21 protein-coding genes are annotated in these 25352 nt (G+C 62.1%); 9 read left to right on the forward strand and 12 right to left on the reverse strand.

Going from position 1 to position 25352, the window contains the following annotated elements:
• Positions 1-12: 12 nt before the first annotated feature.
• Positions 13-2757 carry a DNA mismatch repair protein MutS gene (gene mutS, locus P3M64_RS08985; protein ID WP_407702153.1) on the reverse strand — a complete coding sequence of 915 codons (2745 nt, stop codon included), beginning with the start codon at positions 2755-2757 and terminating at the stop codon, positions 13-15.
• Positions 2758-3135: 378 nt separating this feature from the next.
• On the opposite strand from mutS, the gene P3M64_RS08990 reads away from it, so the two are divergent.
• Both P3M64_RS08990 and P3M64_RS08995 read left to right on the forward strand, forming a co-directional pair.
• Positions 3136-3621, forward strand: coding sequence for a hypothetical protein (locus tag P3M64_RS08990; RefSeq protein ID WP_132937660.1), 486 nt, complete (start codon positions 3136-3138; stop codon positions 3619-3621).
• 87 nt (positions 3622-3708) lie between these two features.
• A complete protein-coding gene (locus P3M64_RS08995; protein ID WP_132937659.1) occupies positions 3709-5994 on the forward strand; it encodes an NADP-dependent malic enzyme in 2286 nt (761 codons plus the stop codon).
• 19 nt (positions 5995-6013) lie between these two features.
• Here P3M64_RS08995 and P3M64_RS09000 read toward each other — a convergent pair whose 3' ends face one another.
• The 5 genes from P3M64_RS09000 to P3M64_RS09020 all read right to left on the reverse strand — a co-directional run bounded on the left by P3M64_RS09000 (position 6014) and on the right by P3M64_RS09020 (position 11669).
• Complete coding sequence (locus P3M64_RS09000) at positions 6014-6589, reverse strand: macro domain-containing protein (RefSeq protein ID WP_243644663.1); 576 nt, start codon at positions 6587-6589, stop codon at positions 6014-6016.
• A gap of 41 nt (positions 6590-6630) precedes the next feature.
• Positions 6631-7167, reverse strand: coding sequence for an inorganic diphosphatase (gene ppa, locus P3M64_RS09005; protein ID WP_132937658.1), 537 nt, complete (start codon positions 7165-7167; stop codon positions 6631-6633).
• Positions 7168-7285: 118 nt separating this feature from the next.
• Complete coding sequence (locus P3M64_RS09010; RefSeq protein ID WP_132937657.1) at positions 7286-8629, reverse strand: AmpG family muropeptide MFS transporter; 1344 nt, start codon at positions 8627-8629, stop codon at positions 7286-7288.
• Between the two features lie 110 nt (positions 8630-8739).
• Positions 8740-10560: a translational GTPase TypA gene (typA, locus tag P3M64_RS09015; protein ID WP_132937656.1), complete on the reverse strand. Its 1821-nt coding sequence runs from the start codon at positions 10558-10560 to the stop codon at positions 8740-8742.
• Between the two features lie 104 nt (positions 10561-10664).
• Positions 10665-11669 (reverse strand): adenosine kinase, encoded by a 1005-nt coding sequence (locus tag P3M64_RS09020; RefSeq protein ID WP_132937655.1) that lies wholly within the window; start codon positions 11667-11669, stop codon positions 10665-10667.
• A 186-nt stretch (positions 11670-11855) separates the two neighbouring features.
• Here P3M64_RS09020 and P3M64_RS09025 point away from each other — a divergent pair, with 186 nt between their 5' ends.
• From P3M64_RS09025 to P3M64_RS09035, 3 genes are all read left to right on the forward strand, one after another.
• A complete protein-coding gene (locus P3M64_RS09025) occupies positions 11856-12563 on the forward strand; it encodes an EI24 domain-containing protein (protein ID WP_243644662.1) in 708 nt (235 codons plus the stop codon).
• Positions 12564-12950: 387 nt separating this feature from the next.
• Positions 12951-13271 (forward strand): bactofilin family protein, encoded by a 321-nt coding sequence (locus P3M64_RS09030; protein ID WP_276157015.1) that lies wholly within the window; start codon positions 12951-12953, stop codon positions 13269-13271.
• Positions 13272-13377: 106 nt separating this feature from the next.
• Positions 13378-13926 (forward strand): hypothetical protein, encoded by a 549-nt coding sequence (locus P3M64_RS09035; RefSeq protein WP_132937653.1) that lies wholly within the window; start codon positions 13378-13380, stop codon positions 13924-13926.
• 17 nt (positions 13927-13943) lie between these two features.
• Here the strand turns inward: P3M64_RS09035 and nth are convergent, their stop codons facing one another.
• Entirely contained in the window at positions 13944-14582 is a 639-nt protein-coding gene (gene nth, locus P3M64_RS09040; protein WP_132937652.1) for an endonuclease III, read from the reverse strand.
• Between the two features lie 345 nt (positions 14583-14927).
• Between nth and P3M64_RS09045 the strand changes: the two genes are divergently transcribed.
• Positions 14928-16148 (forward strand): adenylate/guanylate cyclase domain-containing protein, encoded by a 1221-nt coding sequence (locus tag P3M64_RS09045; RefSeq protein ID WP_165886198.1) that lies wholly within the window; start codon positions 14928-14930, stop codon positions 16146-16148.
• Between the two features lie 29 nt (positions 16149-16177).
• Here the strand turns inward: P3M64_RS09045 and dapB are convergent, their stop codons facing one another.
• From dapB to hrcA, 5 genes are all read right to left on the reverse strand, one after another.
• Positions 16178-16978, reverse strand: a complete 801-nt coding sequence (gene dapB / locus P3M64_RS09050) for a 4-hydroxy-tetrahydrodipicolinate reductase (RefSeq protein ID WP_132937650.1) — start codon at positions 16976-16978, stop codon at positions 16178-16180.
• A 52-nt stretch (positions 16979-17030) separates the two neighbouring features.
• Positions 17031-18170, reverse strand: coding sequence for a molecular chaperone DnaJ (gene dnaJ / locus P3M64_RS09055; RefSeq protein ID WP_132937649.1), 1140 nt, complete (start codon positions 18168-18170; stop codon positions 17031-17033).
• A 123-nt stretch (positions 18171-18293) separates the two neighbouring features.
• Complete coding sequence (gene dnaK, locus P3M64_RS09060) at positions 18294-20222, reverse strand: molecular chaperone DnaK (RefSeq protein WP_132937648.1); 1929 nt, start codon at positions 20220-20222, stop codon at positions 18294-18296.
• 211 nt (positions 20223-20433) lie between these two features.
• Complete coding sequence (gene grpE / locus P3M64_RS09065; protein ID WP_165886197.1) at positions 20434-21132, reverse strand: nucleotide exchange factor GrpE; 699 nt, start codon at positions 21130-21132, stop codon at positions 20434-20436.
• Between the two features lie 36 nt (positions 21133-21168).
• The gene (gene hrcA / locus P3M64_RS09070) at positions 21169-22206 is read right to left on the reverse strand and encodes a heat-inducible transcriptional repressor HrcA (RefSeq protein WP_132937646.1); all 1038 of its coding nucleotides are present in this window, start codon (positions 22204-22206) and stop codon (positions 21169-21171) included.
• A 328-nt stretch (positions 22207-22534) separates the two neighbouring features.
• Here hrcA and rph point away from each other — a divergent pair, with 328 nt between their 5' ends.
• The 3 genes from rph to hemW are packed head-to-tail and all read left to right on the forward strand — an operon-like array spanning position 22535 to position 25082.
• Complete coding sequence (gene rph, locus P3M64_RS09075) at positions 22535-23257, forward strand: ribonuclease PH (RefSeq protein WP_132937645.1); 723 nt, start codon at positions 22535-22537, stop codon at positions 23255-23257.
• Between the two features lie 18 nt (positions 23258-23275).
• A complete protein-coding gene (gene rdgB, locus P3M64_RS09080) occupies positions 23276-23884 on the forward strand; it encodes an RdgB/HAM1 family non-canonical purine NTP pyrophosphatase (protein ID WP_132937644.1) in 609 nt (202 codons plus the stop codon).
• 49 nt (positions 23885-23933) lie between these two features.
• On the forward strand, positions 23934-25082 hold the full coding sequence (gene hemW / locus P3M64_RS09085) for a radical SAM family heme chaperone HemW (RefSeq protein WP_132937643.1): 1149 nt from the start codon (positions 23934-23936) through the stop codon (positions 25080-25082).
• The last annotated feature ends 270 nt before the right edge of the window (positions 25083-25352 follow it).

Genomic DNA, 25352 nt, shown 5'->3' on the forward strand with positions numbered 1-25352 from the left:
ACGTGCGCGGCCTCAAGAGGCGCGCAACGCCTTCAAACGATACAACACGTCCAGGGCGTCGCGCGGCGTCAACGCGTCGGGATCGACGTCGTCCAAGGCCCGCTCGGCGGCGCTCGGCCCCTCGCACCCTCGCGGCGCGTCAGCCTTAAGAGCCTGAGAAAAAAGCGGCAAGTCGTCGGCGAGGCGGGTGACCGCGGACGATTGTTCGCCTTGCTCCAGGGTTTTTAATATTTGTTCCGCCCTATTAACGACAGCCTCGGGCAAACCGGCGAGCTGGCCGACGTGAATGCCATATGAGCGCGCCGCCGCGCCCGAACCAACCTCGTGAAGGAACACCACCTCGTCCTGCCATTCTTTGATTTTCATGGTGTGGCAGGTCATCCCGGCGAGCTTGGCGCCGAGCGCCGTCAATTCGTGGTAATGGGTCGCGAACACCGCCCGCGAACGATTGACCTCGTGCAGATGCTCGACCACCGCCCAGGCGATCGACAAGCCGTCGTAGGTCGAGGTGCCGCGCCCGATCTCGTCGAGAATGACCAGGGATTTCGGTCCCGCCTGGTTCAAGATCGCCGCCGTTTCGACCATTTCGACCATGAATGTCGAACGCCCCCGCGCCAAATCGTCGGCCGCCCCGACGCGGGAAAACAGACGATCGACCAAGCCGATCCGCGCCCGCGACGCGGGCACGAACGACCCCATCTGGGCGAGCACAGCGATCAAGGCGTTTTGCCGCAAAAAGGTACTTTTTCCCGCCATATTCGGCCCCGTCAACAACCACAGCCGACCGTCCCCGTCATCCAGGCGGCAGTCGTTGGCGACAAAGGCATGGCCCTCGCCCTCGCCGAGGGCGGCTTCGACCACGGGGTGACGGCCGCCCTCGATATCGAAGTCGCAGCTGTCGTCGATTTCGGGGCGTGCGTAGGCGCGCTCATGGGCGAGCACCGCCAACGCGGCGGCGACGTCAATGTCGGCCAAGGCCGCGGCGGCGTTCGCGATAGCTTGGGCGCGCGCACCGATCAGGGCGGTCAAGTCTTCGAAAATTTCCAACTCCAGAGCCAACGCCTGATCCCCGGCGCGAGCGATCTTAGTCTCCAACTCGCTGAGTTCGACGGTGGTGTAGCGCACCGCATTGGCCATGGTCTGACGATGTATGTAGGGGCTGTCCTCGGCGAGAACGATCTTCTCCGCCTGTTTGGCCGGCACCTCGATAAAGTACCCGAGCACGTTGTTGTGCTTGATCTTCAACGAAGAAATTCCGGTATCGGCGACATACCCGCCCTGAAGGCCGGCGATCAGGCGGCGGCTTTCATCGCGCAGGCGGCGCAGCTCATCCAATTCGGCGCGGTACCCGGCGCGCACGAAACCGCCGTCGCGGGCATATACCGGCAAATCGACGCCCAGGGCCTGTTCCAACCGCGCCACCAATTCGCCGTGCGCGCCAAGGCCCACAACAGCGTCGGCGATGCCGGGAGGGGGCGTCAGTGGCGCCAAGGCGGTGCGGATGTCGGCGCTCAGCGCCAAACCGTCACGTACCGCCGCCAAATCACGCGGTCCGCCACGGCCCAAGGTCAGGCGCGACAACGCCCGTTCGATATCGCCGGCGCGCCCCAAAAGGCCGCGCACCTCGCCACGGAGGTCTCGCTGCGCATAAAAGAAATCGACCATGTCGAGACGGCGCTCAATCCCCGCCACATCGTTCAGCGGCGCCCCCAGGCGCTGCGCCAAGACGCGCGCCCCGGCGCTGCTGACGGTACGATCGATCACCGCAAGCAGGCTGCCTTTGCGTTCTCCACCCAAGGTTTTACTCAACTCCAGATTGCGGCGGGTCGCCCCATCGATCTCCATCACCGCCCCTTGGGAAACCTGCCGAGGCCGAGAAATACGGGGCAACCGCCCCTTCTGGGTCAACTCGATATAATCGATAATCGCCCCCGCCGCGGCGATTTCAGCGCGGGAAAAGGCCCCGAAGGCATCCAATGCCCCAACGCCATACAGCGCCTTCAGCCGGTTCAGGGCATTGAGGCTATCGAAGCGGGCGCGCGCCAGGACACTGAGAACGTCGCGCCAATCGGTCAGAATTTCATTCGTCTCGGCGCGCGCGAGAAGGCCGTCGGGAACCAGCAGCTCGCCCGGATCGAGGCGGGCCAGCGCCGCGCCAAGACCGCCACGGTCAAGGTGCTGGGTCTGCAAATCCCCCGTTGACATATCGATCCAGGCCAATCCGAAACCGCCCTGGACATGGGCCAGCGCCGCCAAATAATTGTGGCTGCGCGCATCCAAAAGGGCATCCTCGGTCAGCGTTCCCCGGGTGATGATCCGCCCCACTTCGCGGCGCACCACCGATTTCGCGCCGCGCTTCTTGGCCTCGCTGGGGTCCTCGACCTGTTCGCAGACCGCAACCTTGAAGCCTTCGCGGATCAGGCGAGATAGGTATTGTTCGTGGCTATGCACCGGCACCCCACACATCGGGATATCCTCGCCCAGGTGCTTACCGCGCTTAGTCAGCGTGATGTCCAACGCCCGCGACGCCTTCACCGCATCATCGAAAAAAAGCTCGTAAAAATCACCCATGCGATAAAACAGCAGGGCGTCCCGGTGGGCGGCCTTAATTTCCAGGTATTGCGCCATCATCGGCGTTAGCGCCCCGCCCTTTGGCGCTGATCTCGCCGCGCCCTTGGCGTTGGAGGCGCCGGTTTCCACGTGCGCCGAAACCGGTCGGTCGGAAACGTGCGGTGGGATCGCTTCGCGGCTATCCATGGCTTTAGAATATTCCGTAGTTGAGAGAAACACCCGATCGATACGGCGCGACGCCCGACCGACAAGGTGTGGTGACCGTGCCCACGACACATGATTTGACGCCGACGTAAACTGGCGGCTTGCAATTCGAATTCGCTCCTGTGACCATAACACACCCCCCTAGCTTCGGGCTATCCATCCCCTATCTTTTTGGGGCACAATGCCCATATCTTTTTTTAGGGCACAATGCCCATGGCTCTATTTTTAGGGCACAATGCCCGTGGCCCCGAAATTTGGAAAACAAAAATCAAAATACGCGGCTTGGAAAACAGAATTCAGAAAACAGGGATCGGCCCCCGATTTCGATCACCACAGAAAAAACCGGAAAGTCACACCATCATGGCAGCAAATGCTCCGCGCGAAACCGTCGGAATTTTCACCTCTCGCGACGCCTTTGAAAGCGCCGTCGCCGCCCTCCTCAAAGCCGGCTTCGAACGACCGGACCTTAGCGTGCTCAGCTCTCACGAATCTCTCGACGCGGCGGGCGGCCAGGAAACGTCATGGCGCGATGCGTTGGGCGCGTTGGTCGGCGAAATAAAATACGAGGGGCCCTTGGTCGCTTCGGGCGCGATCGTGCTGGCGGGCGGTCCGGTGGCCGCGACCTTGGCCGGGATCATCGCCGCCGCGACCGCCGGCGTCGCCGCCAGCCAATTGCTGGGCGAGGTCACCGCCAGCCCACATACCGACGATTTCGCCCGCGCCGTGGACGCGGGCAGCATCGTCCTTTGGGTGCGCGCCACTACCGTCGCGCAGGAAAACAAGGCCAGCGAGATCCTCGTCGAAAACGGTGCGCAAAACGTTCATGTCCACACACCGGAATCCTAAATTCTTCCCTCGCGCCATCGCCGCGCGAAGAGCTCGCAAACACCAATATCTTATTTAATTAAAATAAACATATAAGGCACATACGTTATGAAAGATGAAAGCGCCCACGTCAGTGACCGGGAAGCCCTTTTGATGCATTCAAGCGGGCGCCCCGGCAAGATCGAAATTCGGGCGACCAAACCCCTGACCACCCAACGCGACCTGTCGTTGGCCTATTCGCCGGGCGTCGCCGCGCCGTGCATGGAAATCCAACGCGATCCGACCCTGGCCTACGACTACACCGCCAAAGGCAATCTGGTCGCCATAATCTCCAACGGCACCGCCGTCCTGGGCCTGGGCGATCTGGGCGCGCTGGCGGCGAAGCCGGTGATGGAGGGCAAGGCCGTCCTGTTCAAGCGCTTCGCCGATATCGACGGTCTCGATCTTGAGGTCGATACCCGCGACGTGGACGAATTCGTCAACTGCGTGCGCTACCTGGGGCCCAGCTTCGGGGGCATCAACCTGGAGGATATCCGCGCGCCCGAATGCTTCATCATCGAGCAGCGTTTGCGCGAATTGATGGACATTCCGATCTTTCACGACGACCAGCACGGCACCGCGATCATTACCGCCGCCGCCTTGATCAACGCCTGCGACCTGACCGGGCGCAAATTGGAAAACGTCAAGGTCGTCGTCAACGGCGCGGGCGCCGCCGCGATCGCCTGCGTCGAACTGATCAAGGCGATGGGCGTCCACCACGACAACGTCATCATGTGCGACACCAAGGGCGCCATCCACCTGGACCGTACGGAAGGCCTCAATCAGTGGAAGTCGGCCCACGCCGTCAAAACCGACACACGCACCCTGAAGGAAGCCTTGGTCGGCGCCGACGTCTTTTTAGGGCTATCGGTCAAAGGCGCCGTCACCCAGGAAATGATCACCGAAATGGCCGACAAGCCGCTGATTTTCGCAATGGCCAACCCGGATCCGGAAATCGACCCCGACGAGGTCACGGCGGTCCGTCCCGACGCCATCATGGCCACCGGGCGTTCCGATTATCCAAACCAAATCAACAACGTGTTGGGTTTTCCCTATATCTTCCGCGGCGCCTTGGACGTCCGCGCCACGACCATCAACGATGACATGAAAATCGCCGCCGCGCGCGCCATCGCCCGTCTCGCCCGCGAAGACGTCCCCGACGAGGTCGATGCCGCCTACGCCGGGCAACACCTGCGCTACGGTCCCGAGTACATCATCCCCGCCCCGTTCGACCCGCGCCTGATCACCGCCGTTCCCCCCGCCGTGGCCCAGGCCGCGATGGACAGCGGCGTGGCGCAGAAGCCGATCATCGACATGGAGGCGTACAAGGTCGAACTTTCCGCGCGCCTCGATCCTACCGCCGACACGCTGCAGGCGATTTTTGATGAAATTCGCGCCAACCCCCGGCGCATCGTCTTCGCCGAGGGCGAGGAAGAAAAATCGATCCGCGCCGCCGTCGCCTTTCACAATGCGGGATACGGCCAACCGATCCTGATCGGGCGGGTCGATCGCATCAAGGCCAAGATGAAAGAACTGGGCCTGCCCGATATCGAGGGTCTCGAAATTCACAACGCCCGCCTGTCGGATAACAACCAGGTCTATACCGACTTCCTATACGCCCGCCTGCAACGCCAGGGCGCGCTGTTGCGCGATTGCCAACGCATGGTCAATCAAGACCGCAACGTCTTCGGCGCCTGCATGGTGGCGATGGGCAACGCCGACGCCATGGTCACCGGCCTGACACGCAATTATCATGTCGCATTGGATGAAATTACCCGCGTCCTCGACCCCAAGCCCGACCAGTGCATCTTGGGCCTGACCATGATGGTCGCGCGCGAACGCACGGTTTTTCTCGCCGACACGGCGGTGAACTTCACCCCCGACGGTAAGGAGCTGGCCGACATCGCGGTCCAGGCCGCCGCCCAGGTCCGCCGCCTGGGCCAGGAACCCCGTGTCGCCATGGTGTCGTTCTCCAACTTCGGCAACCCAATGCCCGAACGCACCCAAGTGGTGCGCGACGCGGTGGCGCTGCTTGACGAGATGGACGTTAATTTTGAATACGACGGCGAAATGAACGTGGACGTCGCCCTTGATTACAAGTTGATGATGAACGCCTACCCCTTCGCCCGCCTGTCGGCGGCGGCCAACGTGCTGATCATGCCCGGCTTGAATGCCGCCAGCGTCGCCTCGGCGCTGATGCAACAGCTCGGCGGCGGTACGGTGATCGGCCCATTGCTGCAGGGCCTGTCGAAACCGGCGCAGATCGTCCATATGGGCGCCACCGTGGCGGATATCGTCACCATGGGGGCGCTGGCGGTCCACGATGCGGTAACGTCGTCATATACCGGGCCATGAACAAAAAAGGCCGGACACTCTAGTCCGGCCTTTTTTCCGTCTCGGCATCTTGCATCTCGCCCTGCGTCAGCGCCGCCAAGGCGCCCTTGAGGATGGCCATCGACGACGGCCCGTAGGCGCAAAACGTCACCCGGGCGGGGGTCGCGTTTTCACTCAGAAAATCGGCGACGGTGCGCATCGCGATCTTGGCCGCGCGTTCGGCGGGAAACCCGAAGTTCCCGGTCGAAATCGCGGGAAAGGCGATGTGCCCAAGGCCGTGGGCCGCGGCCAACCCCAAGGCGCGGCGATAACAGCTCGCCAGCAAAGCGTCCTCGTCGTCGTTTCCCCCCCGCCACACCGGGCCAACGGCGTGGATTACATAGCCGGCGAGCAGATTGTACCCTTCGGTAATGCGCGCCTCGCCGGTGGGGCAGCCCCGCAGCTTGAGACAGCGCTCCAGCAATCGCGGCCCGGCGGCTCGGTGAATCGCGCCGCACACGCCGGCGCCGTCGGTCAAGCCCTCGTTGGCGGCGTTGACGATAGCGTCCAGCGCAAGCGTGGTGATGTCGGTGCCGGCGACATCCATTCTCTCCAAGACGCTGCGCGCGATGGTCATGGCGATACTGCCCCGATAGCGGTCTTTGCTCAGGTCTTTGCTCAGGCCTTTTTCGCCTGGGCGCGTTCGATGCCCTGGCGGATCAGATCGAAAGCGGATTCCTGCTCGCTCCAACCTTTGACCTTGACCCATTTGCCCTTTTCCAGATCCTTGTAGTGGGTGAAGAAATGCGAAATCTGATCGAGCAGGACCGGGCGAACGTCACGATAGGTCGAGATGTTTTCATAGTACGGATGCAAGCGATCGACCGGCACGCAGAGAATTTTCTCGTCGATACCACTTTCGTCTTCCATCAACAGCACCCCGATCGGCCGCGAAGCGATCACCACCCCGGGAGCCACCGGAAGCTGCCCCATGACGGCGGCGTCCACCGGGTCGCCATCCTCGGACAGGGTATGGGGGATGAAACCGTAGTTGACCGGATAGTGCATCGCGGTGTGCAGGAAGCGATCGACGAACATCGCGCCCGATTCTTTGTCCAACTCGTATTTCACGGGCGCGCTGCCCATCGGCACTTCGATAATCACGTTGACGTCGTAAGGTACGTTGAGGCCGATGGGAATTTTTTTAATGTCCATGGTCGATGTCTGTCCGCTTCGCAAGGATGGGATTGGGCGCCCGACCTCGGGCGGGCGCGGAAAATGCTGTATGCCATTTTTCCCCCTCGCGGTCCATGGAAGAATTCCAGGGTTGCACCTAACGGTCCGGCGGGGGAGACGCCTCCTGCGGTGGAAAGCGGCGGATCATCCACAGCAACAACAGTAAACCGGGAATGGCGGCGAGCGTGGTCAGAACGAAAAACGTCACCCAATTCACTTGATCGGCGAGCCAGCCGCCGCCCGACGACATCAAGGTGCGCGAGAAGGCCATGAACGACGTCAACAACGCATACTGACTGGCGGTGTAGGCGACGGTGCACAACGATGACAGATAGGCGACGAACGCCGTCGTTCCCATGCCGGTGGTGATGTTTTCGACCGCGACGGTTACCGCCAGCATTCGGGGATCGGGCCCGACCCAGGCCTGCACGACGAACACCAGGTTGGAGGCCGCCATCAGAACACCGCACAGCAAAAGTCCCCGCATCATGCCGAAACGCGCCAGCACCACGCCGCCCAGGACGCCGCCCGCGATGATCGCGTTGAAGCCGAAGATTTTGACGACGGCGGCGATCTCGGTCTTGGAAAAACCGATATCCAGGAAAAACGGGACCTTCATCACCGCCAGGATCGCGTCGCCGTATTTGTAGAGCAGGATAAACAACAAAATCGCCCCCCAGCCCCGCCGCGTCATGAAATCGGCAAACGGGCAGACCACCGCGCCGTAAAGCCAGGCCAAGGTTTCCGCCAGCCAGGGCCGTAAATGACTTTTGCGTTCGAGGAAATCTTCCACCGCCTGCTCGCGGGCTTCGCTTTCGGCGCTGGGACGCACCACCGGTTCGGGATTGATTAAAATGGCGACGATACCCACCAGAACGAACGCCGCCATGCCCCAGAACACCGCTTGCCAGGGGAAAATATCGGCGAAAATAAGCCCCGCCGCACCGCCGCCGACCTGACCCAGCCGCCAGCCGAACACCGCCGTCGCGGCCCCGGCGGCAAGTTTGTCGGCGGGTAGAATTTCGACCCGATAGGCGTCGATGACGATATCCTGGCTGGCCGAGCTGAACGCCACCGCCAGGGCGAGCGCCGCCGTCCACCACGGATCGACGCCGGGCATGGTCATCCCCATACCCCCGATCGCGGCGAGCAGCACCAATTGGGTGAACAAGACCCAGCCCCGGCGGCGGCCAAACAACCGGGTAAACAGCGGCAGCGCCATTTTATCCATGATCGGCGACCACAAAAACTTAATCGAGTAAGGCAAGCTGACCAGCGCGAACAGGCCGATTTCCGTTTTGCTGACCCCCTCGTCCACCAGCCAGGCGCTAAGTGGATCGGCGAGGACGCCAAAGGGCAGGCCGCTGGAAAAGCCCAAAAATAGCAACGACAGCACCCGCCGGTCCCGGTAAACCTCAAGCGCGCTTAACCATGTCCTCATGACCGTTCCCGATGATCTTCCACAAAAAAACCGTCCCCGCCACGCTAGGGTGCGGCGGGGACGGTTGCCAAGGTATTAACGCGACGCGCAAAAAGGACGCGGGCGGCGGATTAGGCCTTTTCGGCGCGGGCGTTGCGCTTGCGTTCGTGCGGATCGAGATAGCGCTTGCGCAGACGGATGTTTTTCGGCGTCACCTCGACCAGTTCGTCGTTTTCGATATAGGCGATCGACTGTTCGAGCGACATCCGCCGGGGCGGCGTCAAGCGCACCGCCTCGTCGGTACCCGAGGCGCGCACGTTGGTCAGCTGCTTGGATTTCATCGGGTTGACTTCGAGATCGCCTGCGCGTGAATGCTCGCCGATGATCATTCCGGTATAGACCTTGACGCCCGAGCCGATGAACAGCGGTCCGCGGCCCTCCAGCCCGGCCAACCCGTAGGCCACCGTGGCGCCCGCCGCGTTGGACACCAACACCCCGTTGCGCCGTCCCGGCAGGAGGCCGACGTGCGGCACGTAGTCGTGAAAGACCCGCGCCATGATGCCGGTGCCCCGAGTTTCGGTGAGAAATTCGCCGTAATATCCGATCATGCCACGCGACGGCACATGAAAAATCAGGCGCACCTTGCCGCCGCCGGACGGGCGCATTTCCTTCATCTGACCCTTGCGCAGGGACAGCGCCTCGACCACGATGCCGGAGTACTCTTCATCGACATCGACGGTGACTTCTTCCAGAGGTTCGGTTTTTTGGCCGCTTTCGGGGTCCTCGTGGATCAGCACCCGGGGGCGCGATATGGTCAGCTCGAAGCCCTCGCGGCGCATCTGTTCGATCAGCACGCCCAATTGCAGTTCGCCGCGACCGGCGACTTCGAAGGCGTCCTTGTTTTCGGCTTCGGTCACCCTGAGGGCGACGTTGCCCTCGGCCTCGGAGAACAGGCGGTCGCGGATCATCCGCGAGGTCACCTTGGTGCCTTCGGTGCCCGCCAGCGGACTGTCGTTGACGGAGAAGGTCATCGCCAGGGTCGGCGGATCGACCGGCTGGGCATGCAGCGGAGTTTCGATCTGAGGGTCGCACAGGGTGTCGGCGACGGTGGCCTTGGTCAGCCCCGCGATGGCGACCAGATCGCCGGAGCGGACCTCGTCGGCGGGAACCCGCTCCAGGCCGCGAAAGGCGAGCAGCTTGGATATCCGCCCCTGTTCGACCAATTTTCCCTCACGGTTGAGGACTTTGACCGTGGTGTTGGGCTTGGCGATTCCGGTAGCGACCCGCCCGGTCAGGATGCGGCCCAGGAAGGGATCGGATTCCAGGGTTACCGCCAGCATGGAAAAGGGACTGTCTTCGTCGATCGTCGGCGCCGGAACGTGGCTCAGGATGGTTTCGAAGATGACGTCCATGTTGTCCCGGGGGCCTTCCGGTTCGGCGGCCGCCCAACCGTTCTTGGCCGAGGCGAAAAGCGTCGGAAAGTCCAATTGTTGGTCGTTGGCGTCGAGCGCCGAGAACAGATCGAAGACTTCGTCTTGGACCTCGTAGGCGCGCTGTTCGGGCTTATCGACCTTGTTGACCACGACGATCGGGCGCAAACCGAGTTTTAACGCCTTGGCGGTGACGAATTTGGTTTGCGGCATCGCGCCTTCGGCGGCATCGACCAGCAACAGGACGCCATCGACCATCGACAGGATGCGTTCCACCTCGCCGCCGAAATCGGCGTGGCCCGGGGTATCGACGATATTGATACGGGTGCCTTTCCACTCCACCGAGGTCGGCTTGGCGAGAATGGTGATGCCGCGCTCGCGCTCCAACTCGCCCGAATCCATGGCCCGTTCGGCGACCTGTTGGTTTTCGCGGAACGATCCCGACTGTCTCAACAAGACATCGACCAGGGTCGTCTTGCCATGATCGACGTGGGCGATGATGGCGATATTGCGTATATCCATATTCATTTCCTCTGGCCCCGGGGGGCGGAATTCCTCATCGCGGTCGGCCCGTCATGAGAATAATTGATCGTCCCGGCGCGAGGCCGCGGGCGAGAAAAGCATTCTTAGGCAACGCCCAATATGGTGTTGAGGCGATCCTTCAAATTATCGGCGGGGCGCGCCCCGAACTGAGCGATCACGTCCCCGGCGCAAATGCCGCCGATCCGCGCGCACAGCGCCAAGTCGTCACCGTGTCCGTTGGTCAAACCGTACAAAAATCCCGCGGCGTAGGCGTCGCCCGCACCGGTGGTGTCCATCACCTTGGCGACGCTTTCGGCATCGACCACGTGCAGTTCCTCGCCGCTGACCACGATCGAGCCCTTTTCCGAGCGAGTCAGGGCGGCGATCTTGCAATGACCGCGCGCCTTCTGAAGCGCGTCGTCGAAGGTCACGGTCCGATACAGCGACATGATCTCGTCTTCGTTGGCGAACAGAATATCGACGTGGTTTTCCACCAGGGCGAGGAAGCTGTCGCGGTGACGATCGACGCAGAACGGGTCGGACAGCGACAGCGACACCATGCGCCCCGCCTCGTGGGCGATCTTGGCGGCCTTAACGAAGGCTTCCTTGGCGGTGTCCTTGTCCCAAAGGTAGCCTTCCATATAGGTCACCTTGGCGGCGGCGATGACGTCGGGATCGACATCGTCGGCGTTCAAATCGACGCAGGCGCCCAAATATGTGTTCATCGTGCGTTCGGCGTCGGGGGTAACCACGATCATGCTGCGCGCGGTGGGCGCGCCGTCTTTCGAGGGCGCGGTGGCGAAATGCACCCCCGCGCTGGTGATATCGTGGGCGAAGACGCGGCCCAGTTGATCGTCGCTGACCTTGCCGATGAACGCCGCGCGCGCGCCCAAAAGCGCCAGCCCGGCGATGGTATTGGCCGCCGAACCGCCCGAGCATTCGATGCCCGGTCCCATATCTTGGTACAGCGCCTCGGCGCGGACGTCGTCAACCAGGGCCATCGACCCCTTGTTTAAGCCATGCTTGCCGATAAAGGCGTCATCGGCATGGGCGAGAACGTCCACGATCGCATTGCCGATCCCCGCGACATCGAAGCGTGTCTGCGTCATTGTCGTATTTCCTCGATTGTTCGAACGCGTCTAAAAAGGCCTCTTTCGCGGCGCAGTATACAAGGCGCGCCCGCCAGGGGAAGCACAAACCGCCGGGGCCGGACCCCTCAATATTCATTTGGGGCATTTTCCTTGCCGCGTCGGGCCTGCGCAAAGTACATATAAAGGTAGTCACGGTAATTACGAATGAAAGCCGCACGCCACATGATCGGTGCGTTCTACAAAGGGTTCGAGCAACTCTCCGACCCCAAGACCCGCAAAGTAATTTGGAGTTCTATCGCCTGGTCGGTGCTGATTTTCGCCGCCCTGTGGGGGCTTGCCTGGACGGCGATCGCCTCCAGCGCGCTTTTTTCCCTGCATTGGCTCGATGTTTTGGTTGACGCCCTGGGCATGTTGGCGACGCTGGCGCTAACGTGGTTCTTGTTTCCCGCCGTGGTCACGGCGGTGGGTTCGTTGATGCTGGAAAGCGTCGCCGACGCCGTCGAGGAACGTCATTACCCCGCCCTGGACAAGCCCAGCGGGCCGCCACTTTCCCAGCTCATCATGCCCGCCTTGAAATTCACCGCGGTCAGCGTCGGGCTCAATCTGTTGACGCTGCCGTTCATTGTCGCCGCGCCGCCGCTCTTTCCCTTCATCTATTACGCGCTCAACGGATACTTGTTGAGCCGGGAATATTTCGAATTGGTCGCCTTTCGCCGCATTCCCCCAAAGGCGGCGCGCGCTTTGCGCCTGGAACACAGCAAAAAATTATTCGCCGCGGGCGTGATCATCGCCTTCTTGCTGACGGTGCCGATCGTCAATTTGCTCGCCCCGGCGGTCGCCACCGCGACGTTCGTTCATTTGTTCGAACGCTGGCGCGCGCAAAGTGGCGCCACCGCTACACCACGGTTTTGACCCCCACAGACGCCCGTACATTGTCCGGGTGACGTGGCCCGCCGGTCGGCATACAATGGGACTCCGATCTTTCGGGATCGGGCCCATGGCCACGAGCGAGCGGCCGTTAGCGTGATACCGGCGGGGAGACTGAACCTATGTTTCGACGCAAAGACGGTGAAAAAGACGTAGCCGATAAAAAAGATGAGGGTCCGGACATCGCGCCGACGATCCCTCTCAGGCCCTTTTCAGGCAAGGCCGGTCCGGCCCCGCACCCGACGGCAAAAGCGCCCGCTTTCGCGTTTCCTCCAGACAAGGAAAGCACCATCACCCATCCCGCCCCACATATCCCCCGCCCCACGCAAGCCCGATCACCGTACGCCCATCGGCGCGACCGAAAGCCGACGGTTGCTGATCCCCGGCGAGGTCGCCATCACCGGAGAGATCGTCAAATGCGAAAAATTAATCGTCGAGGGCGAGTTTCGCGGAACGGCGATGAGCGCCCGGGGCCTTCTTGTCGGCGAGCGCGGCGTTTTTCAGGGCGAGGCCGCGGTCGATGAGGCCGAGATTATCGGTTTTTTCGACGGCGCCCTGACAGTGCGCGAAAAACTGCTTATCCGCGCCGGCGGACGGGTCAAGGGCACCGTGCGTTACGGTCGCCTGTCCATCGAAAACGGCGGCGTGCTGAGTGGCGATACGCAGCCTCTCGACGAAAACGGCAAAACGTGAGCATATCGCACGACGTCGGCGGGCATATCTATCTTCCCTTCGCCCCCGTATTTTCTTCCGGACTCTCCTCCGAACAACCATGGAACGCTCCTCAGGTCTCACCTCAATGCCCTATTCCTATTCCCATGCCCAGACGACCATTTTCGCCCGCCGCCGACCAGGACTTCGAGGGCTGCTTATCACCGGTCTTCTCGTCCTGACCGCCTGCGCCGGGCGCACGCCGCACACCGCCACGCCCGACACCCCCCCGACCCATACCGTTCCGACAGGCGCAGGCGCGCCGGACAAGGGTGTTTTCGAGGCCCGGCCAACACCGCAGACGCCTCCGGTCCAGGTCCGCCGGAAGAGCCGGGAACGGCCGCAAATTCACGCCGCCTCCCTTATCGGCATGGATGCGCTCACCGTGGAAAAGACCCTCGGCCCTCCGCAATTTGTCCGTCACGATCTTCAAGCCCAGATCTGGCAATACGCCAGCGCGACATGCATTCTCGACCTGTTTTTATACCCACCCCCATCGACCGGGAAAAAAACGGTGAAAAATCCTCCCGATTCACCGGCCCACCGCAACGTGCTGCACATCGAAAGTCACACCCGCCAGGGCGCGCCGATACCCGAAGACAGCTGCCTGCGCACGCTGGAACCGGACGCGGGCTGAGCGGCCGAGAGTGGCGTTTAGATCGGAATCGCCTTGCCCTTAAAGGCGCACAGGTCATTGACGGCGCACGTCCCGCATTGAGGCTTGCGCGCCTTACAAACATAGCGACCGTGTAAAATAAGCCAGTGGTGAGCGTGCTGCTTCCATCGGGTGGGCGTCGCCTTATCCAGTTTTTTTTCAACATCGAGCACCGTCTTTCCCGGAGCCAAGCCGGTCCGGTTGGAAACCCGAAAAATATGCGTGTCAACCGCAATCGTCGGCACGCCAAACGCAATATTGAGCACGACATTGGCGGTTTTCCGACCGACGCCGGGTAATTTTTCCAGGGCCTCGCGCGTGGTGGGAACGGCTCCGTCATGCTCGTCCAGCAAAATTTGACTGAGCTTGATGACGTTCTTCGCCTTGGTGTTGAACAGTCCGATCGTCTTGATGAAGTTCTTAAGCCGACCCTCGCCCAGGGCGACCATCTGGGCGGGTGTCGTGATTTTCTTAAAAAGCGGGCCGGTAGCCTTGTTGACGCCGACATCCGTCGCCTGCGCCGACAGGACCACGGCGACCAGCAGGGTGTATGGATTGATCCAGTTCAACTCTCCTTTCGGCTCAGGGTTTTGTGCGCTTAATCTGCTATAAAATTCATTGATGTCGGCTCTTTTCATCTCTTCTCCCTATTCCGTCCGTATCCTGATCGAAATTCCGTCCCGAATCCAGGGCCTGGATCGGTCGGCGCGGGGCGCAATCCAGCGCTTTTCTAAAAATTGGCGACGGCATGTATACTTTTTTGTGATGCTTTTTCTTTACCATGGCGCGGGGCTTGACCGTCGTGGCAGTATACGCCGGACACGCACGGAATTCGTGTATTGGGCGGCATCGGTGTACCCGATCCGCCTTCAACCTTTGTTTTTTGATCGGTCCCGATGACCACTGCAAAGAAAATTACGCCCCCCCTAACCGACAAGCCTTTTCCCCTAGCCGACCATTTTCGTAAACGGATCATACCGGGGATGCTTTTGTTCATTGTCATCCTGGGGGTGTTGGTCTGGCTCGCCTTCCAACAGATCGCACAAAAAATTTACCTTGAGCAGGCGCAGGCGCGCGCCGACCTGATCACGGAAACCGTTGAAAACGCCCTCCCCACGCAGTGGAAGGCTTTTCTAGCGAATACCGCCACGCCAAGCGACCTTGCCGCCCTGGACAAGGTCTTCCAGGAAGAAGCCCTGCGGCGAAAATTGACGAGCCTGCGCGTATTCGATCCTTCGGGCGCCGTGATTTACGATTCAAAAGGCGCCAAGACCCCCGCTCATAAAACCTCGGCGGCGCTTTCGAAAATCATTGCCGGAGGCGGGGCGTCGGCCAGCCACATCGATCTGCCCAGCGGAGACCATTTCGAGCTGTACGTGCCCCATCGCGACGAGAGCGGTGCTTTACTCATCGTTTTCGAGCTGTTTGAACCGGCCAGCTATTCAAACGAACTTCTGATTCGAACCGCCGTGCCCGCCATCGCCGTGCCCGCCATTCTTTTGTTGGGACTGTTATGGATTCTGCGCGTTCTGGTGCTGCGCGCCCAAGGCGATATCGACCGGCGCACAAGCGCCATCGCCGAGTTGAGTCACCGCCTGGAAACTTTTGTCTCGTCAAGCGCCCTCGACGCCGCGAAGGCCGCTCACGGCGCCGATGGAATCGCCTCGAAAAATATCACGTGCACGCTGTTCCACTCCGATGTGCGCGATTTCACCAGCCTCGCCGAAACCAACAGCCCCCAGGACGTCGTTTCTTTTCTCAACGACCTGATGACGGTTCAAGTCGAAATCGTAGCCAAGCATGGCGGCGATGTCGATAAGATGATCGGCGATGCGCTGTTGGTGCGTTTCGAGGGTCCCGAACGGGAACGGCGCGCGATCTCCGCCGCCCGCGATATCTTGAACGAAGCCCGCCTCAAGAGGCTGGCTCGGGGGGTCGGTGTCGGGATTTATTCCGGAGAGGTCATCTCCGGGGCGATCGGACCCAGATCGCGGCGCGACTTCACCGTTATCGGCGACAGCGTCAATATCGCCGCACGGTTATGCTCGAACGCACGAAAAAACGAGTTGATCGTCGATACACAGACCGCGGCCCGCGCCGACATCCGCGATTTCGGCCCCCCCGACAAACTTGCCGTCAAGGGACGCAACGAGCCGCTTACCGTTCACCGCTGGACCGCCCGCCAACCCGACCGTCCGCGCTGAAGCCCTCGCCGGCGGTTTCGATGGCGCGCCTACTTGAAACCCAAAACGTGCGCCATCGAATACAGGCCGGGCCGCTGAGCCGCGCACCACATCGCGCCCTGCACCGCGCCACGGGCGAACACGGTGCGCGCGCTCGCCTTATGGGTCAGTTCGATACGCTCGCCGTCGCCGGCGAAAATCACGCTGTGATCGCCCACCACATCGCCGCCGCGCAAGGTGGCGAAGCCGATATGGCCGCTTTGGCGTGGGCCGACGATGCCATCGCGCACTTTATCCGCGACCCGGTCGAGATCGACGCCCCGGCCCTTCGCCGCGCTGCGACCCAGCGCCAGGGCCGTGCCCGAGGGGGCATCGACTTTATGGCGATGGTGCATTTCGACGATTTCAATATCGAACTCCGGCCCCAACACCGCCGCCGTTTGGGCGACAAGGCCTTGCAGTAGGTTCACGCCCAACGAATAGTTCGCCGCCTGGAGCACCGCGACCCGGCGCGCCGCATCGTCGATGGCGCGCTGCTGGTCGGGATCGAGACCCGTGGTGCCGACGACGAGCGCCGCGCCCAGCGCCGCCGCCATGGCGCCATGGCGCGCCGTCGCCTCGGGAAAGGTAAAATCAATGACCACATCGGCGGCGGCGAACAGGGCTTCGCTATCCGCGCCAAGAGGCGCGCCGATTTCACCGCGCCCAGCCAGCGCGCCGAGGTCGGCGCCCAACTCGGGGTGGTCGGCGCGATCGACGCCACCGATTAAATCCGCCCCCTCGGTTTCCAGGCAGACTTCCACCAGCATTCGGCCCATGCGTCCCGCCGCGCCGACGATTCCGATTTTCATTCTGCTTTCCCCCCTGCCGCCGCCCCATGAAAGAGACGCTCGGACCGCGCGATCAATCCTTGAGATCTTCCCACAGGTCCTTGACCTTGTCGAAGAAACCGTGGGATTGCGGACTGTGGGTTTCGCCCGACGTCGCATTGGCGAATTCCTTGAGCAGGTCCTTTTGCTTTTTATTCAGTTTCACCGGCGTTTCCACATCGACGCGCACGAACATGTCGCCGCGCGCCGCCGAACGCAACACACTCATACCCTTGCCCTTGAGACGGAACTGTTGACCCGGCTGAGTGCCCTCGGGAACGTTCAAGCGCGCCAGCGCGCCGTCCACGGTCGGCACCTCGATAGATCCCCCCAGGGCGGCGGTGGTCATCGCAATCGGCACCCGGCAATGAATGTTCGCGCCCTCGCGGCGGAACAGACGGTGCGGCTCCAGGCTCAAAAAGATATACAGATCGCCTGCCGGCGCGCCGCGCAGACCGGCCTCGCCCTCGCCGGTCAACCGGATCCGGGTGCCGTCCTCGACCCCGGCGGGGATGTTGACCGATAGCGTTTTTTCCTTGTGCACGCGCCCCGATCCACCGCAGGCGCGGCACGGATCCTTGATCACCTTGCCCTGGCCGTCGCACGACGGGCAGGTCCGCTCGACGGTAAAAAAGCCCGATTGCGAGCGCACCCGACCATGTCCGCCGCAGGTCGTGCAGGTGACCGGCTTGCTGCCCCCCTCGGCGCCCGAGCCCGAACAACTCGCGCAGGGCACCGACGTCGGGACGCGAATCTTAGTCTGCAGGCCGCGAAAGGCGTCCTCCAGAGTAATCGTCATATTATAGCGGATATCGGAGCCGCGCCCCGACTGTTGCTGGCCGCGCGCTGCGCCGAAACCGCCAAACATTTCTTCGAAAATATCGCCGAAGCCTTCGAAGCCCGCACCGCCACCGGCGAAACCGCCGCCGCCGCCGCCCATGCCGCCCTGCTCGAAGGCGGCATGGCCGAAACGATCGTAAGCGGCGCGCTTGTCGCCGTCTTTCAGGACCTCGTAGGCCTCGTTGACCGCTTTGAATTTCAGCTCGGCGGCCTCATCTCCCGGATTGCGATCGGGGTGATACTTCATCGCCAGTTTGCGATACGCCTTCTTGATCTCGGCGTCGTCGGCGCCGCGTTCCAAGCCCAGCAGCTGATAATAATCTTCCTTCGCCATCGATATCCCTCATGGAGAATTTTCGCGAAACCGGAGGCGAGTCCACCATCCCACGAACACCGGTTTTCCAAACGGCCCGGCCGGAAATTTCCGACCGGGCCGCCATTCTTTGGAAAGGCGGCGCTACTTCGCGCCCTTATCGGCGTTGGGATCGACCTCTTCAAAATCGGCATCGACGACGCCGTCATCATCCCCCGAGGCCGATGCTTCACCGCCCGCTTCCGGAGCCGCATCTTCGCCGGCTTCCTGCTGCGCCTTGTACATCGCCTCGCCCAGCTTCATCGCCGCCTGGGTCAGGGCCTCGGTCTTCGCCTTGATATCCTCGGCGTCATCACCCTCAAGCGCCTCCTTAAGCGCCGCCGAGGCGGTCTCGATGGCGGCCTTGTCCTCGGCGGGGACTTTGTCGCCATGCTCCTTGAGATTCTGCTCGGTGGAGTGCATCAAGCTTTCGCCGTGGTTCTTGGCGTCAACCAATTCACGACGCTTTTTATCCTCTTCGGCGTGCTCCTCGGCTTCCTTGACCATGCGTTCGATATCGTCCTCGCCGAGACCGCCCGAGGCTTGGATGCGAATCTGCTGTTCCTTGCCGGTGGCTTTATCCTTGGCGGAAACGTTGACGATGCCGTTGGCGTCGATGTCGAACGTCACCTCGATCTGCGGCATGCCGCGCGGCGCGCCGGGAATTCCGACGAGGTCGAACTGACCGAGAATCTTGTTGTCGGCGGCCATTTCCCGTTCGCCCTGGAAAACGCGGATGGTCACCGCGGTCTGGTTGTCCTCGGCGGTCGAGAAGACCTGCGACTTGCGCGTCGGAATCGTGGTGTTGCGGTCGATCAGGCGGGTGAAGACGCCGCCCAGGGTTTCGATCCCGAGCGACAGCGGCGTCACGTCGAGCAAGAGGACGTCCTTGACGTCGCCCTTCAGCACGCCGCCTTGAATGGCGGCGCCGATCGCCACCACCTCGTCGGGGTTGACCCCCTTGTGCGGCTCGCGGCCGAAGAATTCCTTGACCACCTCAATAACCTTGGGCATGCGCGTCATGCCACCGACCAAGATCACTTCGTCGATTTCCGAGGCCTTCAGACCGGCGTCTTTCAGCGCCGCCTTGCACGGCCCGACGGTGCGCTTGATCAAGTCGCCGACCAGGCTTTCCAGCTTGGCGCGGGTCATCTTGATGTTGAGGTGCTTAGGCCCCGCCTGATCGGCGGTGATGAACGGCAGGTTGACCTCGGTCTGGCTGGTCGAGCTTAGCTCGATCTTGGCCTTTTCCGCGGCCTCGCGCAGACGCTGCAACGCCAGCTTGTCGTCGCGCAGGTCGATGCCGTTTTCCTTTTTGAACTCGTCGGCCAAATAATCGACGATTTTAATGTCGAAATCCTCGCCGCCCAAGAAGGTATCGCCATTGGTTGACTTGACCTCGAACACGCCGTCGCCGATCTCCAGGATCGACACGTCGAAGGTGCCGCCGCCCAGATCGTATACGGCGACGATCCCACTGCCTTTTTTCTCCAGCCCATAGGCCAACGCCGCCGCGGTCGGCTCGTTGATGATGCGCAACACTTCGAGGCCGGCGATCTTGCCGGCGTCCTTGGTCGCCTGGCGTTGGCTGTCGTTGAAATACGCGGGCACCGTGATCACCGCCTGGGTGACGTCCTGACCCAAATAGCTTTCCGCGGTTTCCTTCATTTTTTGCAAAATGAACGCCGAAACCTGAGAGGGCGAATATTTTTTGCCCTGGGCCTCGACCCAGGCGTCGCCACTATCGCCCTTGACGATGGCGTAGGGCACCATGTCCTTGTCCTTGGCGGTAATGGGATCATCGAACGCACGCCCGATCAGGCGTTTGATGGCGTAGAGCGTGTTGCCCGGATTGGTCACCGCCTGACGTTTGGCCGACTGGCCGACGAGACGTTCGCCCGACTCGGTGAAGGCGACCATCGACGGCGTCGTGCGCGCGCCTTCGGCATTTTCAATAACCTTGACTTCGGAACCGTCCATGATGGCGACGCAGGAGTTCGTGGTTCCAAGATCGATACCGATAACCTTGCTCATAGTATCCTCTCTCATTTGCGGCGGACAATCGCGGGCCTTATCAAAAGCGCCCCTCGCGTCCCCTAGGGTTCACCGCCACGATCGAAACCGTCGGGCGGCATAAAGGTTCATGTGTACTGATAAAGGTTCATGTGCACAGACATAACGCCTACATTTGCCCGTTATATAGGCCCATGAGGCAAAACGCGCAACTGCTCAACATCCCGAACGCCTACAGTTCCTCATCAATTTTTCCACCCTTTTCGTCCGCTTTGGCGGGAGCGACGTCGGGATAGGCTTTTTGCCCGTCCGCGGGGCTCTCTGCGTGCGGCGCGGGCGCGGCCTTCGCCCCGCCGGTGGCGACCAGGACCTGGGCCGGACGCAACAAGCGCCCGGCGATGGTATAGCCGCTGCGCACTTCCTGCACCACGGTGCCCTCGGGGACGTCCGGGTTGGGGATTTGCGACAGCGCCTCGTGGACGTTGTGGTCGAACGGCTTACCTTCGGACGCGACCCTTAAGATAGCGTTGCGTTCGAAAGCGCCGAGCATTTCCCGTTCGGTCATCTCAACGCCAACGCATAAATTATTAAGGACCTCGCTGGCGGCGCGCTCCTCGGCGCCGACGCTGTCCAGGGCGCGGCGCAGATTATCGCCGACGCCAACCATGTCGCGGGCGAAATTGGCGATCGCGTATTTCGAGGCGTCGGCCTTCTCACGCGCCGCAATCCGCCGGGCGTTTTCGGCGTCGGAAAGGGCGCGCAACATTTTATCTTTTAGCTCCGCCACCTCCGCTTCGAGTTTGGCGATGGTTTCGGCGGATGCATCCCCCGTGGTTTCCGCGGCTTCGGGCCGCGCCGCGTCCTGGTGCTTCGCCTCGGGCGGTGTTTCGCCATTGCCGTCTTCGGGGATCTCGGTTTTTTGCGTCGTCATCTCGCAAATACTCTCCGTCATTGGGTTTTCAGAAGGTTAACCAACCACACGACCGATCAACTTCGACGTATAATCGACCATCGGAATAATCCGGGCGTAATTCATCCGCGTCGGGCCGATCACGCCGATCGCTCCGACGATACGCTCCTGCTTATTGCGGTAGGGTCCGACAATCAGCGTGCAGCCCGACATACCGAACAGCTTGTTGTCGGCGCCGATAAAAATTTGCACACCTTCGGCTTTGTCCGTCAGCCCCAGAAGGCGCGCCATCATCTCCTTGGTTTCCAGGGCCTCGAAAAGGGCGCGAATGTGTTCCAGATCGGCGACGGCGTCAACGTCGTCCAGCAAGTTGGCCTGGCCGCGCACGATCAACGCGCCGCCCGGCGCGCCTTCGCCGGACCACACCGCCATACCGTTTTTCACCACCCGCGCCGTCAACTCATCGAGGGCGACACGATGGCCGTCGAGTTCGTGGGCGATGGTGTCGCGCGCCTCGCTCAGGGTGCGCCCGACCAGACGCGCCGACAAAAAATTGGTCGCCTCGACCAAGGCTGAGGGGCGAACATCCAACGGGACCTCGATAATGCGATTTTCGACCACCCCATTTTCGGTGACCAAAACCACCAACGCTCGACCCGGACTTAACGATACGAACTCGATATGCTTCAGCGGACTTTCGGTCTTCGGCGCCATCACCATGCCGGCGCAGCGCGACAGTCCCGACAAGGTGGCGGTGGCGGTTTCCAAAAGGCCCTCGATACTATTGCCCGCGCTTTGGCACTTGGCCTCCAGGCTCTGACGTTCGTCTTCGGTCAGGTTGCCGATTTCCAAGAGACCATCGACGAACAAGCGCAGTCCCGCCTCGGTGGGCACCCGCCCGGCCGAGGCATGGGGCGCAAACAGCAGCCCCATATCCTCGAGGTCGGCCATCACGTTGCGCACGGTCGCGGGCGACAATGACAGCGGCAGTTTTTGCGATAGGGTGCGCGAACCGATCGGCGTGCCGGTCTCAAGATAACCATCGACGATCTGCCTGAAAATTTCACGCGAGCGTTCATTCAGTTCGGAAATCATGTCATCCCGTTTCGCTGTTCATCCGCGTTGTTCATCCGCGTTTCGCCGCGCGCCTCCGCTAAGCGCCCATGGGTCCGCCGAACGACGATAGCCCTTTGTGGCGCGAAGGTAGTCGCGCCCGCACCCGTCGTCAACGCTTGCCCTTCATTCTTTTTGGCCATCTTTCGCCATTATTCAGCAAAATATCGACTTTTCCCGAATCCTGAAATGGGGGGCTTTACGCAAGGTGGCTCGGCGGGGTAGCTTCCAGCGAACGACGCGGCGCGGCGGGCTCGCCTCACTACCGCGCCGCCCTCCCATTGATCGTATGTGTTAAGGATACCCCGATATGAGACCTTCCGGCCGCCAGACCGACGAGATGCGTACCGTCAGCCTCGAGACCGGCGTCACCAAATACGCCGAGGGCTCATGCATGGCGCGCTTCGGCGACACCCACGTGCTGTGCACGGCGTCGATCGAAACCCGGGTTCCGCCTTGGTTGCGCGGCAAGGGCAGCGGCTGGGTCACCGCCGAATACGGCATGCTGCCCCGCTCCACCTCGGAACGCATGAACCGTGAGGCGGCGCGCGGCAAGCAATCGGGACGAACCCAGGAAATTCAGCGCCTGATCGGCCGCAGCCTGCGCGCCGTCACCGACCTGAAGGCGATGGGCGAAATTCAGATCACGGTTGACTGCGATGTCATCCAGGCCGACGGCGGCACCCGCACGGCGTCGATTACCGGCGCTTACGTGGCGCTATTCATGGCCTTCGAGAAGCTGGTCAAGACCGGGGCGCTAAAGTCGATCCCGATCACCGATCAGGTGGCGGCGGTGTCGTGCGGCCTGTACAAGGGAGCGGCGGTGCTCGATCTCGATTACATCGAGGACAGCGACGCCGAGGCCGACACCAACTTCGTGCTCACCGCGTCGGGCGGCATCGTCGAAGTGCAGGGCACCGCCGAGGATAAACCCTTCACCCAAGAGCAGTTCATGGAGCTGATGCGCCTCGCGCGCCTCGGCGTGGACGAGCTGTGCCTGGCGCAACGCGCGGTCCTCAGTCAGAATATCTAACGGCGGGAGGGGAACGTCATGACGCGGCGCTTCGAGGGCGGCAAGTTGGTGATCGCCTCGCATAACGCGGGCAAGGTGCGGGAAATCGACGCCCTGCTCAGGCCGCTGGGGGCCGACGTCGTTTCGGCGGGTGACCTTGGCCTCGGTGAGCCGGTCGAGGACGGCGCGACGTTCGTCGCCAATGCCGAGATCAAGGCGCGCGCCGCCGCCGCCGCCAGCGGCGCGGTCGCCCTGGCCGACGATTCCGGCTTGTGCGTCGATGCGCTGGATGGCGATCCCGGCATTTTCTCGGCGCGCTGGGCGGGACCCGGCAAGGACTTCGCCGCCGCCATGGCGAAGATCGAAGACGCCCTCGCCCGGGCGGCGCAAGAAGGCCGAACCTCGCGGCGCGCCCATTTCGTGTGCGCCTTGTCGCTATGCTGGCCCGACGGCCATTGCGAAAGCGTCGAGGGTAAAGTCTTCGGCGTCCTGGTCTGGCCAATGCGCGGGCAAAAGGGGTTCGGCTATGACCCCATTTTCCTGCCCGACGGCCACCACCTGACTTTCGGCGAGATGGAACCCGACGCCAAGCACGCCATCAGCCATCGGGCCAACGCCTTCAATCTGTTGACGGAAGCGTGTTTCTAACCCGCCCGCCGTCTCAAAGCGTGATCCCTTGGCGGAAAGAGGTCCCGCAATGACCGACGAGGCCATCGCACTTTATATTCACTGGCCGTTTTGCCTGTCCAAGTGCCCGTATTGCGACTTCAATTCGCACGCCTCCGATCGCGCGGCTATCGATCAGGCGCGTTGGCGCGACGCCCTGCTTCGGGAGGTCGATCACTACGCCGTCCTGTGTCCCGGCCGCCCCCTGGGCAGTCTGTTTTTCGGCGGCGGCACGCCGTCGCTGATGGACCCCGAGACCGTGCGCGCCCTGATCGCACGGGCGCGACGCCATTGGCCCTGGAACGGCGACATCGAAATCACCCTGGAGGCCAACCCGACGTCGGTCGAAACCGCGCGGCTCGAAGCCTTTCGCGACGCCGGGGTCAACCGGGTGTCGCTCGGCGTGCAGTCCCTCGACGATGACGCGCTGCGTTTCCTGGGGCGCGGCCACAGCGCCGCCGAGGCCCTACGCGCCGTGCGCACGGCGGCGGATCATTTCGATCGTTTCAGTTTCGATCTGATTTACGCCCGACCCGAACAAACTCCCAAAGACTGGCGCGATGAGCTGGGCCGCGCCCTCGACGTCGCCGGCGGTCATCTGTCGCTGTATCAGCTCACCATCGAGCCGGGCACCGCCTATTTCCGCGACGGGGTTACGACGGCGGACGAGGACGCCGCCGCGACATTGTTCGAGATCACCCAGCAACTGTGCGCCGACGCCGGTCTGCCCGCCTATGAAATTTCCAACCATGCGCGCCCGGACCAACAATCACGCCATAATCTGACCTACTGGCGAGGCGGCGAATACATTGGCGTCGGTCCGGGCGCGCATGGGCGAATTTTGCAGGACGGACGGACCCACGCCACCCACCAGATCGCGACCCCGGCACGCTGGTTGGAGCGCGTCGATCAACGTGGCCACGGGACGGCGAAATCAACGCCGCTCGACGCTTCGCAACGCCGCGACGAACTGGTTATGACGGGTCTGCGCCTGAGCGCGGGCATCGACCGCGAGCGCTTCGAACGTCAGACCGGCGCGCCCATCCTCGATGTTTTTTCACGCAGCGCCGTGAACACCCTAATCGAGGGCGGCTTCATCACCCTCGACAACCGCGCGCTGCGCGCCACCCCCGCGGGTTTACTGCGCTTGAACGGCGTCATCGCGACATTGCTCGCCTAGGCCGAAACCGGGACCGGGACCGGGAAAAACCGCGCAACGGCTAGGGTCAGGACCTCTTAATCTGATGCGTCCGGCGGAGATGAATTTAAGTGTGGGTTAGGCGGAAAACCCGCCGCAATGGCCCTCATTGCAAGGATTTTCCAACGACATCCGCACTTAAACTCATCCCGTCCCGCAGGAATTTGTGAAAAATGCCCCAGGAACGTCGTCGAAGACTTTTGAAAGTGAACGGCACTTCCGGCAAGTCTTCTCCTAGGCCTGTGACATTTT

It is taken from the genome of Varunaivibrio sulfuroxidans (genome assembly GCF_029318635.1).
Classification (GTDB): Bacteria; Pseudomonadota; Alphaproteobacteria; order Rhodospirillales; family Magnetovibrionaceae; genus Varunaivibrio; species Varunaivibrio sulfuroxidans.